The organism is Kineosporia babensis (assembly GCF_021129305.1).
GTDB lineage: Bacteria > Actinomycetota > Actinomycetes > Actinomycetales > Kineosporiaceae > Kineosporia > Kineosporia babensis.
On sequence record NZ_JAJOMB010000019.1, the window covers coordinates 67,964 to 80,702 of the forward strand.

Consider the following 12,739-nt stretch of genomic DNA (forward strand, 5'->3'; position numbering starts at 1 on the left):
GGTAACTACAGGGACACTTCGGACCAGTCCAGGGCGTTGAGGTTGACCACGACGGCTTCCTGGGTGGTGCGGGCGATCACCACGAGGGCTTCCTGCGACGGGTCGGGGTTCTCCTCGCGGTGCGGGACCCACGGCGGGACGAAGACGTAGTCGCCAGGGGAGGTTTCGATCCGGCGTTCGACCGGCTCCGGGCCGTCGAGGTCGGCGAAGACGAAGACCGGGTTGCCGGAGACCACGTAGATCGCGGTCTCGGAGGCGCCGTGATGATGGTTGCCGGAGTTGGTCTGCGCCGGGACGTGGGTCTGGCCCATCCAGAGGTGCTGGGCGCCGACGGTCTTGCCGCTGATCGCCTCCAGCCGCTTCATGCCGGACGTCTGCGTGGTCTGGCCGATCAGGGCCGAGGGCGCGATGCCGTGCAGGCGGGTGTGGAAGGGGTCGATGCCGGGCGGCAGCAGAACGCCGCTGGGCGTGCGGACCGGCTCGCCGCCATGCTCGCTGGAAGGAAGGTGGACCGCGGACATTCAGGCTCCCTGGGCGTACTCGACTTCGGGGTAATGCGGAAACAGCGACTGGCGGCTCAGCAGCTGGCGCAGGGCCTCGGCGACCGGGGCGGCGGTGCGCGCCGGCAGGCCCTGGCGGGACCAGACCGACAGCGGCAACGGCTTGGGGGTGGGCAGGTCAGGGCGCGGGGCAAGGCCTTCGGGGGTCTGCCCGAGCGTGGCCATCAGCGCAACGCCGAGGCCGGCCCCGACCGCCGCCTGAACTCCGGCCAGCTGGATGGCTTCGGCGTTAACCATAGCCGGGATGGCATTTTCCGCAAGGGTTTCCAGGGCCCGGGTGCGCAGGGCGCAGGGCTGGTCGAAGGCCACCACCGGGATCGGCGAGGGCGCCGCCGGGCGCTGCCAGGTGGGGGCTGCGTACCAGGTCAGGGCCAGGTCGCCGACCTTGGTGGCGCGCTGGTCGTCGGTCGGGCCGAGCAGCAGGGCCAGGTCCACCCGGCCCTCGGCCAGGCCCTCGCGCAGCTTGGTGCCGCGGTCCAGCCGGAAGCGGATGTGCAGGTCCGGCAAAGTGGTTGCGAGCTGGGCGGACAGGTGGGGCAGCAGCTGCGCGGCGGCGTGCTCGGTGGAGCCGATCACCACGGCCTCGGTGGTGCGCCGGCCGAAGCTGCGCAGCGTCTCGTCGTGCAGGGCGAGGATCCGCCGGGCCTGGGCCAGCAGGCGCTCGCCGTCGGCGGTCAGCCGGGATCCGCGGCCGTGCCGTTCGACCAGGGCGGCGCCGGTGGCGCTCTCCAGTTTGCGCACGTGCTGACTCACTGCGGCCTGGCTGAGGTGCAGTGATGTGGCGGCGCGCTGGAAACCGCCGGTGTCCGCCACGGTGACGAAACTGCGGAGCGGGGCGATGTCCAGGATCTGACTCATGTCTACAAGAATACTAGAGAATGATTCGGATTCGTGATGGGTCTTCATCACAAAGCATCACCGCCGAGCGTCTGGACACGGGCACCAACGGTCACGGATGCTCATGGACATGACCCGGACGGCCCTTGTGGATCTCACGAGCTGTCGATGGCTCGATCACTCCCGAGGCTCATCGGCGCTCTGTCGCTGAGCTCGCCCTCGTGACGGCCCGGCGATCGCCGGGCGTCCCCACCAGTGTTCTCGCAGCCAGAAGGGTTCTCCTCGCATGCCCGAAAAAGCCGAACGCAAGCTCAAACTCGGCGCCGTCCTGCTCGGCGTCGGCGGTCCCGGCCAGCATCACACCTGGCTCGACCCGAACATCCCGGCCAACGCCAGCGTGGACGTGCGCTGGTACATCGCCCGGGCCCAGGAGGCCGAGGCGGCGCGCTTCGACCACGTGTTCATCGTGGACAGCCAGTACATCACTCCGGACTCCCCGAACCACTACCTCAGCCGGCTGGAACCGCTGACCCTGCTGTCCGCGATCGCCGTGCACACCGAGCACATCGGCCTGGTCGGCACCCTCACCACCTCGTACAACGAGCCGTTCAACGTGGCCCGGCGACTGGCCTCGCTGGATCACATCAGCGGCGGCCGGGCCGGCTGGAACGTCGTGACCAGTGGAGATGCCGGAACGGCGGGCAACTACAGCCGGGCCGCGCACTTCGACTACGCCACTCGCTACGGCCGGGCGCTGGAACACGTGCGGGTGGCCCAGGGACTGTGGGACTCCTACGAGGCCGACGCCCTGCCCCGGGACCGCGAGCGTCAGCAATTTCTGGACCGCACCAAACTGCATGCCCTGGACCACCAGGGCGAGCACTTCGGCGTGATCGGGCCGCTGAACATCGAGCGCACCCCGCAGGGACAGCCGGTGATCTTCCAGGCCGGCGACTCCGAAGAGGGCCGTGACCTGGGCGCCAGCATCGCCGACGCGATCTTCACGCACGCCCAGAGCCTGGAACAGGCCATCGCGTTCCGCACCGAGATCCGTGAGCGCGCAGCGGCCAAGGGCCGCGATCCGCACCAGGTGCTGATCGTGCCGGGCATTTTCCCGATCATCGCCGACACCGACGAGGAAGCCCGGGCCCGGCAGGATGCCCAACTGGGCGCCAAGAGCTTCGACAAGGCGCTGGCCGAACTGGGCCGCCCGTTCGGCTGGCACGACTTCAGCCAGTACGACCTGGATGCGCCGTTCCCGTCGGTGGCGGCGGCCGGAGCGCTCAGTTTCCGGACCCAGGCCGAGGCGATCACTCGGCTGGCCCAGACCCAGCAATGGACGTTGCGGCAGGTCGTGGAGCACCAGCTGGCTTCCGGCCGATCACCTTTCGTCGGTTCGCCGCTGACCGTCGCGAACGAGATCCAGCGCTGGTTCGAGGCGGGCGGGTTCGACGGGATCAACATCACCGTCAACTCGCCGGTCGAGTTCGCCCGGTTCACCGAGCAGGTGCTGCCGATCCTGCGCGAGCGCGGCGTGGTCCGCAGCGAGTACGAATCCAGCACGCTGCGCGGCAATCTCGGTCTTGTAGTTCCCGAGAACCGCTATACCGCAGCCCGTGCCGCCCAGGCCGAGGCCCCCGTCCTCTTGTCCTGACCCTGCTCTTTGAACCTCTCGAACTTCGTAAGGAACCCCATGACTTCCACGCTCGGCCGTCGCTCGTTCCTGGGCGGTCTGCTCGCCGCCCCTGCTCTGGGCGCGGTGCTGGCGGCCTGCGGTGGCTCCGGTTCGGCCGCGTCCGCCGGTTCGGCCACCCTGAAATGGGCCTCGTCGTACTTCCCGACCCACTGGGACCCGGTGGTCGGTGGCAGCGGCGCCCAGTTCCGTCATCTGGCTCTGGTGTACGCCTCGCTGACCCGCGTGGACGACGCCGGCAACGCGGTGCCTGACCTGGCCGAGAGCTGGGACTACAACGACAAGGGCGACCAGGTCACGTTCCACCTGCGGGAGGGCCTGACCTTCAGCGACGGTACGCCGGTGAACGCCGAGGCGGTGAAACAGGCGATCGAGCGGGCCAAGAACCAGGAGGACTCGGCTCTGTTCGGCGACCTGACCTCGATCGAGAAAGTCACCACCGAGGGCGATCTGGACGCGGTGGTGCACCTGAGCCAGGTCGACTACCAGATCCCGCTGCTGTTCGGTGAACGGGTGCTGCAGGTGGCCAGCCCGAAGGCCGCGGCCGACCCGAAGGCGCTGGACCAGAACCCGGTCGGGCACGGGCCGTTCGTGGTCACTCAGATCATCCCGGGCACCAAGGCCGTGCTGGAGAAGAACCCGGACTACTGGGACGCCGCGAACATCCACATCGAGAAGGTGGAGCTGGTCTCCGCGCCCGACCCCTCCACCGTCGTCTCGGGCCTGCAGACCGGCGTGTACAACTTCGCCGACCTGGCCCCGAGCCAGGCCAAGGCAGCCGAGGGGGCCGGCCTGGACGTGTTCGTGCAGCCGGGCTACAACGCCTCCAACCTGAGCCTGAACGTGAACAAGAAGCCGTTCGACGACCCGAAGGTGGTCGAGGCGGTGCGTCACGCGATCAACCGCCAGGAGTTCGTGGACAAGCTGACGTTCGGCTACGGCACGATCGCCACCCAGCCGTTCCCCGAGGAGTACATCGCCTACGACCCGGACTCGGCCGACCTGTGGCCCTACGACGTGGCCAAGGCGAAAGCCGCCCTGGCAGAGTCGAAGTACTCCGGGGACGACCTGAAGATCGACCTGGTGATCCCGGACGAGGACGCCTCGGCCGAGATCGTGCAGTCGCAGCTGGCGGCGATCGGGATCACCGTCACCATCAAGATCGACAAGAACTGGGCCACCCCGTTCTTCGCCAAGGACCTGGTCACCTCGCTGTACGGCACCACCGGGCGGGACTCGCCGCTGCAGACCCTGACCGCGCACTTCGGCCCGAACGGCCCGCTGAACCTCAGCACGCCTTACGAGCCGGAGGGTTTCGAGAAGGCCGTGGCCGCGGTGCGGGAAACCCCTCTCGAGGATCCCGCTTACGCCGAAACGTTGCAGAAGGCCACCCGGGAGGGTCTGGCCAGCGAGGCGCTGGTGTTCACCTTCTCCCAGCCCAACGTGTACGTGAAGGACCCGTCGATCTCGCAGCTGCCGAAGAACCCGGGGCACATCAACTGGACCGGCGTAAAGATCTCCTGATGAACAAGATTGGAGAACAGCGATGGCCGTGAGTACGGTCTCCCCGGTCACCGCGCCGGCCGTACCTCAGGCCCGCACCGCGGATGCGGCGGTGCGGGCCCAGCGGGTGATCGGGCGGATCCTGGTGGTGATCGCCCAGTCGGTGGCCATCTTCGTGCCGGTGTTCCTGGTCGCCACCTTCGTGACCTTCGCGCTGCGCTCGATCAGCGGCCTGAGCCCGGCCCGGATGCAGCTGGGCGAGCAGGCCACCCCCGAGGCGATCGCCCGGATCGAGGAGCAGTGGGGCCTGGACCGGCCGTTCCTGGCCCAGTACTGGACCTGGCTGAGCGACATGCTGCGCGGCAACCTGGGCAACAGCTGGTCCAACGGCGCCGGGGTGGCCGACCTGATCGGGATGGGCATCGGGATCAGCCTGTCGGTGGCCGCCCTGGCCCTGGTCATCGGCATCACCCTGGGCTTCGCCTTCGGCGCCCTGGCCGCGCTCAGACCGCAGACCTGGATCGACCGCACGATCACCGCCGTGATGACGGTGTTCTCGGTGATGCCCGCCTTCGTCGTCGGCATCGTCCTGGTCACCGTGTTCGCGGTCGGCCTCGGCTGGTTCCCGGCCTCCGGCTACGTCCCGCTCGAGCTGGGTCTGTGGCCGTGGCTCTCGCACATCCTGCTGCCCGCCCTGGCCCTGAGCCTGGACGTGGTGGCCGACGTGGCCCGGCAGTTGCGCAGCGGCCTGATCGCCGCCTACCGGGAGAACTACGTGATCGGAGCAGCCGTCCGAGGACTCAGCCCCCGGAGGATCTTCCTGCGGCACGTGCTGCGCAACGGCATCGGGCCCACCCTGGCGGTGCTCGGGCTGAAGTTCCCGGCCCTGATCGGCGGCGCAGTGGTCACCGAATGGATCTTCGGGCTGCAGGGATTCGGCCGCTTCGCCAACGACTCCGCCCAGGCCGGCGACGTGCCCGCGGTCCAGGGCGTCCTCGTCGTCTCGATCGTGCTGGTGGTCGTGTTCAACCTGATCGTCAACATCGTGCTCGGGCGTCTGACCCCGGCCTCGCAACGGGGGGTGTGATGCTGCAGCGCATCTGGGCGTTGCCCACCGGCAAGATCGCCTTCACCATTCTCGGCCTGGTGCTGTTCCTGGCGGTGTTCGGGCCCTGGATCGCCCCACAGGACCCGCTCGCCGCCAATCCGGAAACCCTGACCGGACCGTCCTGGCAGCACTGGCTGGGCACCGACTACCTGGGCCGCGACGTGCTCAGCCGGCTGCTCGACGGCTCCCGCACCAGCATCATCGGCTCCCTGCAGGTGGCGCTGATGGCCATGGCGGTCGGCGTCCTGCCGGGCATCCTGTCGGTCTACCTGGGCCGGGTGTTCGAATGGACGGCGCTGCGCCTGGTGGACACGCTGATCTCGCTGCCGTTCCTGGTCTTCGCCGTGGCCGTCACCGCGCTGCTGGGCAACGGGATCACCCAGGCCATGCTCACGGTCGGCGTGCTGGTCTCACCCTTGTTCTTCCGGGTCTCCCGCGCGGCCACCCTCACGGTGGCGCGCTCGCAGTACGTGGAAGCCGCGCTGATCTCGGGTGCCTCGTTCGGGCAGGTTGTGCGCCGGCACGTGTGGGCCAAGGTGCTGCCGCCGATCGGGATCGCCCTGGCCCAGACCATCGGCGTCGGCTTCGTGGTGGTCTCGAGCCTCACCTTCCTCGGCGTCGGGGTGCAGCCGCCCGCGCCGACCTGGGGCGGGCTGCTGGCCTCGGACCTGGGGTACCTGGACTACCAGCCGTGGGCTCCGGTGGTGCCGGCGCTGCTGATCATGGGCACGGTCTGGGGCTGCAACCTGATGGCCGATGCCCTGCGGGACGTTTCCGGCAGGCCAGTCGTGGAGAGGGCCCGATGAGCGAGTCAGTGCTGTCATTGAAGGACGTCCGGATCACCAACGGCTTCAACGGCCAGGAACTGGTGCACGGGGTCTCGTTCGACCTGCAGCCCGGTGGCGTGGTCGGGATCGTGGGGGAGTCCGGCAGCGGCAAGACCCTGACCTGCCGCTCGGCGCTGGGCATTCTGCCCGAAGGGCTTTCGGTGTCGGCCGGCTCGATCTCGATCGCGGGCTCGGACATCAGCGGGCTTTCTTCCAAACAGTGGACGCAACTGCGCGGCTCCACGATCAGCGCGGTCTTCCAGGACCCGGCCTCCTACCTCAACCCGTCACTGACCATCGGCTCGCAGATCGGCGAGGTGCTCCGGGTCAAGGCCGGTCTGCGACGGCGCGAAGCCCGTTCCCGAGCACTGGAACTGCTGGCCGCGGTGCACCTGCGCAATCCGCACCTGGTGTACGACCAGTACCCGTTCGAACTCTCCGGCGGTATGCAGCAACGCGTCCTGATCGCCGCCGCCATCTCCCTCGAGCCTCGAGTCCTGATCGCCGACGAGGCCACCACCGCCCTCGACGTCACCGTGCAGGCCGAGATCCTGGACCTGCTCAGCGATCTGCGCCAGAGCATCGGCCTGGGCCTGGTGGTGGTCTCGCACGACCTGGCCGTGGTGGCCCAGCTCTGCGAAGAGGTCCTGGTGATGCGCTCGGGTGACGTGGTGGAGCAGGGCCCCACCGCCAAGGTGCTGCACCAGCCGCAGCACGAGTACACGCAATTGCTGATCCGCGAGCACGAGCAGTACGGGCTCGACAAGTTCCTGGAGGCAGCCGATGTCTGAACCCGTCCTGCAGGTCAGCGATCTGGAGGTCCATTACGGACTGCGCCGCAAGCGTCATCAGGCTCTTACCGGTGTTTCTCTGCAGGTCGGCCCGGGCGAAGCGGTTGGCCTGATCGGCGAGACCGGCTCGGGCAAGTCCACTCTGGCCCGCTCGGTGCTCGGCCTGGTCTCGCCCAGCCAGGGGCGGATCCTGATCGACGGCGAGGATGTGACCGGCTACTCGCAACGGCAGTGGCGGGCGTTCCGGCGGCGCGGCGTGGTGCAGTACGTGTTCCAGGATCCGCTGCGCAGCTTGGACCCGGACCTCACCATTCAGGAGTCTCTGCTGGAACCGCTTCTTCTGCGTGGAGATTCGCGCAGTTCGGCGCTGTCGCTGGTGCAGGAGCAGCTGGCGCGGGTGAATCTGGATGCCGAGTTGCTGCCCCGCCGCCCGGCCGAACTCTCCGGTGGCCAGCGCCAGCGGGTGGCCGTGGCCCGGGCTCTGGTGGTCGAGCCCCGGCTGATCATTCTGGACGAGCCGGTCTCGGCTCTGGACGCGGCGAACCGGGTGCAGGTGCTGCAGATCATCAAGCAGCTCCGGGATTCCGGAACCAGCCTGATCTTCATCTCGCACGACCTGGGCTCGGTGGCCGGCGTGGCCGACCGGGTAGCCGTGCTCTACCAGGGCGCACTGGTCGAACAAGGCGCAACGGCAACGGTTCTGCGTCAGCCGCAGCACGCCTACACCCAATTGCTGCTGGGCTCGGTCCCCACCCTGCACGCGGCCCCCGCCACCCGGGCCGAACGACAGGCACTTCGCTCCCGTCTGGAAGAGGTTCCCGCATGACCCGATCCCTGCACCTGGCCGTATCTGCCTACGGCGTAGGCGGTCCCGGGCAGCACGGCCTCTGGAAAGACCCACGGGTGCCGAAGAACGCCAGCATCGACATCCAGCACTACATCCGCCAGGCCCAGATCGCCGAACAAGCCCTGTTCGACGCGTTCTTCATCGTGGACAGCCAGTTCATCACCCCGGACTACCCCTCGCACTACCTCAACCGCCTCGAACCCCTCACCCTGCTGTCGGCAGTGGCCACCCACACCAGCCGGATCGGCCTGGTCGCCACCGCCAGCTCCACCTACAACTCCCCGTTCAACCTGGCCCGCCGCTTCGCCTCGCTGGACCTGATCAGCCAGGGCCGCGCCGCCTGGAACGTGGTCACCAGCTTCGACACCGGCACCTCGCGCAACTACGGCCTGGACGAACACCTCGACTACGCCACCCGCTACGGCCGCGCCCTGGAAGCCGTCCAGGTGGTCCGCGGGCTCTGGGACTCCTACGAAGACGACGCCTTCGCCGACCCTGAACGCTTTCTCGATGCGACGAAGCTGCACACGCTGAACCATCACGGCGAACACTTCGACGTGGCCGGGCCTTTGAACATCTCCCGCTCACCCCAGGGCCAGCCCGTCATCTTCCAGGCCGGTGTCTCCGAAGAAGGCCGCAACCTCGCCGCCCAGGTCGCCGAGGGCATCTACGCCCCCGGTGGCTCCCTGACCGAAGCCCAGGCCTACTTCCAGGACATCAAACGCCGGGCTGCTGCGCTCGGCCGCGACCCCGAACACGTCCTCATCTTCACCGGCGCCTCACCCGTCGTGGCCTCCACCGACGAGGCAGCCCATCGCCGATCCCGCGAGATCTACGACGAGGACAACGACTTCGACCGCAAACTCGGCTTCCTCGGCCGCAGCTTCGGCGCCTACGACTTCAGCCAGCACGACCTGGACGCACCCTTCCCCGACGTGGCGCATCTGTCAGAGAAAGGCGGACGGACGTCCGGCGCGGCGATCGTCGAAAGAGCGGCTTCCGAAGGGCTCACCTTGCGCCAGGTCGTCGACACCCTGACGTCCTACCAGCCCTCACCGTTCACCGGCGACCCCTCCACCGTGGCCGACGCGATCGAGCACTGGTTCACCGCCGAGGCCGCCGACGGCCTCAACCTGCGCTTCCGTGCCCTGGAAGACCTGGAACGCTTCGCCGCCGACGTGGTGCCACTGCTGCAGCAACGCGGCCTGTTCCGCAAGGAGTATGAGCACGAGACCCTCCGCGGGCACCTCGGCCTGCCGATTCCGGAAAACCGGTACGCCCTATGAGCGCTTGGCCCGATTGAGCGCGATCAGCTCGTCGAGCGAGGCCAGCGTGGTGCTCAGGCCGGCGATATGAGCCTGCAACCGGTCCCGCTCGACGACCAGCTGCTCGAACGCCGCATCACTGGTGGCCTGGCTCGGCGACTCAAGGCACGGCAGCACCCGCAGAATCGTCTGACTCGACAACCCGGCCGCATACAGGCGCTGCAGGTACTCCACCCGGTCGATCTCGTGCTCGGTGTAGTGCCGGTGCCCGCCGGAACTGCGCTCACTGGAGAGCAGCCCCTGCTCCTCGTAGTACCGCAAGGACCGCACACTCACCCCGGTCCGCTCGGCCAGCTCCCCGATCCGCATGTTGCCTCCGCCACAAGCCCTTGAATCTCACATCCGTGTCAGATTCTAACGTGGCCGACATGACGACACCACGCACCATCATCATCACCGGCGCCAGCGACGGCATCGGCGCCGCCGCAGCCCAGCAACTCGCCGCCCGCGGCGAACACGTCGTGGTGGTCGGGCGCTCACCGGACAAGACCGCCCGTGTGGCCGAGGCCATCGGCGCGCCCTACCACCTGGCCGACTACGCCAACCTCGCCGACGTCCGCCGCCTGGCCGCCGAACTCGCCGAGGCCTACCCACGCATCGACGTCCTGGCCAACAACGCCGGCCAGAACCTCCGGCACGAGACCACCCGCGACGGCTTCGACAAGACCATGCAGGTCAACCACCTGGCGCCCTTCCTGCTCACCACCCTGCTGCTGGATAAGCTGCTGGCCTCCAGGGCCACGGTGGTGCAGACCTCCAGCGAGGCCTCGCGGATCTTCGGGCACCTCGACCTGGACGACCTGAACAACGAGCGCAAGTGGAGCGCGGACAAGGCCTACGGCGACGCCAAGCTGGCCAACATCCTGTTCACCCGCGAACTGCACCGACGCCACCACGCCCAGGGCCTGCGCACCGTGAGCTTCCACCCGGGCAACGTGGCCACGAACATGGGCAGCGACACCAGCAGCCCGACCCGGTTCCTGTGGCAGACCTGGCTCGGCCGGCAGTTCCTGGCCAAGGTCGAGGACGGCGGCAAGACCCTGGTCCGTTACATCGACGGGGTGGGCTGGGAGCCGGGGGAGTACTACGTGGTGGACAAGCTGCCCAAGAAGACCAGCCCCCAGGCCTCGGATGCCCACCTGGCGCAAGAGCTCTGGAGCCGCACCGAAAAGCTGCTAGAGGCGGCCTGACGGACTGCGCGCAGGGCTGTCGACCAGTTCACCGTCGAGCGCCTTCATGGGCGAAACGCTCGCCCATGAAGGCTCCCGGTCCGGCTGCGGCCGGGATCTACGAGGCCTGGGTCACCGACTGGATCCCCACCACCATGAAGACCACTGCCAGGCAGATGGTGGTGGCCCCGAGAACGACCAGTAGTTGCAGCATTTCGCGCCACATGATGCACACGATGCCGGCCAGTAACAGGCTGGTGAGGAAGACGTCGTTCATCGTCCGGCGTCCCATCTGTGCTCGCTACGTCGGGCCGGGTGCGGTCTCCGTCGCGTATCAGGACGTTTCAGCCTCTGCTCAGTTGAGAGGGCTGGAGTACAGTTGGACATTGAAGGCTCCCTTGCGGAGGTCAGCTGGGCCCGGACGTTGCAGCGTCGACGGGCCCAGCGCTTTGTTGGGAGGCTGCCGCCGGCATCGGCCCTGTTGAGGTCGGGTCCGATGAGCAGCAGCAGCGATTCGGCGGGTGCGCCGGGCATCACCTCCTCGGAGCGAGGTGAGTCGGGCCGCCGAGACCAGGCGCTCTCCGCCCAGATCTACCGATACCCCGCTAATCCACATAGTGCGTTGTAAGCTTGCGTTGGGCAAGGTACAAAACCAAACATTGCTGTTTGAAGACGCACCAAACGCAAGTTGCGCCTACGAAGAGTAGTTGATGCCCACTTTCGGTGGTAAGGGGCGAAGCTCTTGAGCGGACCGACCAATCCTCTGGTGAGCAAGGCCGAATTGGCGGGCACCTTGCGGCAGCTCAGGACGGCGGCCGGCAGAACGCTGGACGATGCCGCCGAGGTGCTCGAGGTCTCTGCCGCAACCATCAGCCGGATCGAGACCGGCTCACGGATCCCTCGCGCCCGTGACGTGCGCGAACTCTGCCGCTACTACGGAGTCGATGATCCCGATCGGGTCGAAGAGCTTGCGGCACTGGTGGCCGATGCACGGGCGACGGCCTGGTGGGAAGAATACGACGTCATCAACGACGACTATGCGGCCTTCATCGGCTACGAAGAGGCGGCCGGCCGGATCGAGCAGTTCGAGAACACCACGATCCCGGCCCTTTTGCAGACTCGCGCCTACGCGCATCACTACTTCGCCGATGTGGTGTGGCTGTACCTGAAGGGCACACCCTCGAAGAAGCAGAACGACGAGCGCATCAAGGTGCGCGAGTTGCGCTGGGCTCACCTTGTGGCCCGGGCTCCGGAGATCGAGTACAGCGTCATCCTGGACGAGGCGGCCCTGCATCGGGTGGTCGGCGGCGCCGATGTGATGCGTGAGCAGGTGGCCCGGCTGGTGGAAGTGGCTCAGGAGCCCTGGCTCTCGCTGTACATCCTGCCGTTGGACAAGGGCGTGGTGGCGGGCCCGGCCGGGCCCTTCACCGCGCTGACCCTGCCGCAGGAGCAGGTGACCGACGTTCTCTACTTCGACACGCTGCGGGGACAGGAGTTCCTGCGGCGAGCCGGGCAGCTGGAACTGCACAAGCGGGTGTTGTCTCACGTCCGGTCGGCCGCTCTCGACCCGAGCGATTCGGTGCAGTTCCTGCGGGCGATGATGCGCAGAAACTGATGCCGGCCCGGGCCCGAAGGATCATGCGAAATCAGATGATCAGGCGATTTTTGTTACCGCTGGCAGATGGGAGCATTGCCCCGCCCGGGTGAATTCCGGGGCTCGCTCTCCGGCGTCTCAGCTGGTTGATCGATGCCAGCGTGGAGACGGGTCCCGATCAGAGGGTGACCCTGAGTCGTGGAGGGTCATCGTGGCACGCGCCGTCAGTAACGCGAACTCGGCAGGTCTGGACTGGCGGAAGGCCTCGTTCTCCGGGCCCAACGGATGCGTCGAGGCGGCGCTGGCACCGGACGGTGGCATTCTCGTCCGGGACTCCAAGAACCCCGAGGCGGGTCATCTTGCCTACACCGAGACCGAGTGGCGGGCCTTCCTGGCCGGCCTGGCCCACGGGGAGTTTGATTTCCTGCTACCGGCCGACGACTGACCTTCCGCCCGCCCGGGTACGGCCTGCTGCACCCGGGCCT

14 protein-coding genes are annotated in these 12,739 nt (G+C 67.9%); 10 read left to right on the top strand and 4 right to left on the bottom strand.

Annotated features, from left to right (window positions below; all coding sequences use genetic code 11):
- Positions 1-5: 5 nt before the first annotated feature.
- Together LR394_RS28975 and LR394_RS28980 are read right to left on the bottom strand one after the other, a co-directional pair.
- Complete coding sequence (locus LR394_RS28975; protein WP_231447749.1) at positions 6-521, bottom strand: cupin domain-containing protein; 516 nt, start codon at positions 519-521, stop codon at positions 6-8.
- Positions 522-1,418 carry a LysR family transcriptional regulator gene (locus LR394_RS28980; RefSeq protein ID WP_231447750.1) on the bottom strand — a complete coding sequence of 299 codons (897 nt, stop codon included), beginning with the start codon at positions 1,416-1,418 and terminating at the stop codon, positions 522-524.
- A gap of 265 nt (positions 1,419-1,683) precedes the next feature.
- On the opposite strand from LR394_RS28980, the gene LR394_RS28985 reads away from it, so the two are divergent.
- Genes LR394_RS28985 through LR394_RS29015 form a run of 7 tightly spaced genes read left to right on the top strand, consistent with a single transcriptional unit; the run spans position 1,684 to position 9,452 of the window.
- A complete protein-coding gene (locus LR394_RS28985) occupies positions 1,684-3,051 on the top strand; it encodes an NtaA/DmoA family FMN-dependent monooxygenase (protein WP_231447751.1) in 1,368 nt (455 codons plus the stop codon).
- A gap of 39 nt (positions 3,052-3,090) precedes the next feature.
- Positions 3,091-4,614 (top strand): ABC transporter substrate-binding protein, encoded by a 1,524-nt coding sequence (locus tag LR394_RS28990; RefSeq protein ID WP_231447752.1) that lies wholly within the window; start codon positions 3,091-3,093, stop codon positions 4,612-4,614.
- A 22-nt stretch (positions 4,615-4,636) separates the two neighbouring features.
- Positions 4,637-5,680, top strand: coding sequence for an ABC transporter permease (locus LR394_RS28995; protein WP_231447753.1), 1,044 nt, complete (start codon positions 4,637-4,639; stop codon positions 5,678-5,680).
- Positions 5,680-6,507, top strand: a complete 828-nt coding sequence (locus tag LR394_RS29000) for an ABC transporter permease (RefSeq protein WP_231447754.1) — start codon at positions 5,680-5,682, stop codon at positions 6,505-6,507. Before LR394_RS28995 ends, LR394_RS29000 begins: the two co-directional genes overlap by 1 nt.
- Positions 6,504-7,319 (top strand): ABC transporter ATP-binding protein, encoded by an 816-nt coding sequence (locus tag LR394_RS29005; RefSeq protein ID WP_231447755.1) that lies wholly within the window; start codon positions 6,504-6,506, stop codon positions 7,317-7,319. Before LR394_RS29000 ends, LR394_RS29005 begins: the two co-directional genes overlap by 4 nt.
- Complete coding sequence (locus LR394_RS29010) at positions 7,312-8,145, top strand: ABC transporter ATP-binding protein (RefSeq protein WP_231447756.1); 834 nt, start codon at positions 7,312-7,314, stop codon at positions 8,143-8,145. The genes LR394_RS29005 and LR394_RS29010 overlap by 8 nt, the downstream gene beginning before the upstream one ends.
- Positions 8,142-9,452 (top strand): NtaA/DmoA family FMN-dependent monooxygenase, encoded by a 1,311-nt coding sequence (locus LR394_RS29015; protein ID WP_231447757.1) that lies wholly within the window; start codon positions 8,142-8,144, stop codon positions 9,450-9,452. Before LR394_RS29010 ends, LR394_RS29015 begins: the two co-directional genes overlap by 4 nt.
- Here LR394_RS29015 and LR394_RS29020 read toward each other — a convergent pair.
- A complete protein-coding gene (locus LR394_RS29020) occupies positions 9,447-9,800 on the bottom strand; it encodes a MerR family transcriptional regulator (RefSeq protein ID WP_231447758.1) in 354 nt (117 codons plus the stop codon). The two genes, LR394_RS29015 and LR394_RS29020, sit on opposite strands and share 6 nt — an antisense overlap.
- Positions 9,801-9,859: 59 nt before the next feature.
- Between LR394_RS29020 and LR394_RS29025 the strand changes: the two genes are divergently transcribed.
- Positions 9,860-10,681 (top strand): SDR family NAD(P)-dependent oxidoreductase, encoded by an 822-nt coding sequence (locus LR394_RS29025; protein WP_231447759.1) that lies wholly within the window; start codon positions 9,860-9,862, stop codon positions 10,679-10,681.
- A gap of 97 nt (positions 10,682-10,778) precedes the next feature.
- Here the strand turns inward: LR394_RS29025 and LR394_RS29030 are convergent, their stop codons facing one another.
- A complete protein-coding gene (locus LR394_RS29030) occupies positions 10,779-10,952 on the bottom strand; it encodes a hypothetical protein (RefSeq protein ID WP_231447760.1) in 174 nt (57 codons plus the stop codon).
- A 450-nt stretch (positions 10,953-11,402) separates the two neighbouring features.
- Between LR394_RS29030 and LR394_RS29035 the strand changes: the two genes are divergently transcribed.
- Both LR394_RS29035 and LR394_RS29040 read left to right on the top strand, forming a co-directional pair.
- On the top strand, positions 11,403-12,275 hold the full coding sequence (locus tag LR394_RS29035; protein ID WP_231447761.1) for a helix-turn-helix domain-containing protein: 873 nt from the start codon (positions 11,403-11,405) through the stop codon (positions 12,273-12,275).
- A gap of 190 nt (positions 12,276-12,465) precedes the next feature.
- Entirely contained in the window at positions 12,466-12,699 is a 234-nt protein-coding gene (locus LR394_RS29040; protein WP_231447762.1) for a DUF397 domain-containing protein, read from the top strand.
- Positions 12,700-12,739: the final 40 nt, after the last annotated feature.

Coding starts and splice junctions, on each gene's coding strand:
- LR394_RS29000 (WP_231447754.1), top strand. CDS start 5,680: ATGCTGCAGCGCATCTGGGCGTTGCCCACCGGCAAGATCGCCTTCACC.
- LR394_RS29010 (WP_231447756.1), top strand. CDS start 7,312: ATGTCTGAACCCGTCCTGCAGGTCAGCGATCTGGAGGTCCATTACGGA.
- LR394_RS29025 (WP_231447759.1), top strand. CDS start 9,860: ATGACGACACCACGCACCATCATCATCACCGGCGCCAGCGACGGCATC.
- LR394_RS28975 (WP_231447749.1), bottom strand. CDS start 521: ATGTCCGCGGTCCACCTTCCTTCCAGCGAGCATGGCGGCGAGCCGGTC.
- LR394_RS28990 (WP_231447752.1), top strand. CDS start 3,091: ATGACTTCCACGCTCGGCCGTCGCTCGTTCCTGGGCGGTCTGCTCGCC.
- LR394_RS28985 (WP_231447751.1), top strand. CDS start 1,684: ATGCCCGAAAAAGCCGAACGCAAGCTCAAACTCGGCGCCGTCCTGCTC.
- LR394_RS29005 (WP_231447755.1), top strand. CDS start 6,504: ATGAGCGAGTCAGTGCTGTCATTGAAGGACGTCCGGATCACCAACGGC.
- LR394_RS29030 (WP_231447760.1), bottom strand. CDS start 10,952: ATGGGACGCCGGACGATGAACGACGTCTTCCTCACCAGCCTGTTACTG.
- LR394_RS28980 (WP_231447750.1), bottom strand. CDS start 1,418: ATGAGTCAGATCCTGGACATCGCCCCGCTCCGCAGTTTCGTCACCGTG.
- LR394_RS29020 (WP_231447758.1), bottom strand. CDS start 9,800: ATGCGGATCGGGGAGCTGGCCGAGCGGACCGGGGTGAGTGTGCGGTCC.
- LR394_RS29015 (WP_231447757.1), top strand. CDS start 8,142: ATGACCCGATCCCTGCACCTGGCCGTATCTGCCTACGGCGTAGGCGGT.
- LR394_RS28995 (WP_231447753.1), top strand. CDS start 4,637: ATGGCCGTGAGTACGGTCTCCCCGGTCACCGCGCCGGCCGTACCTCAG.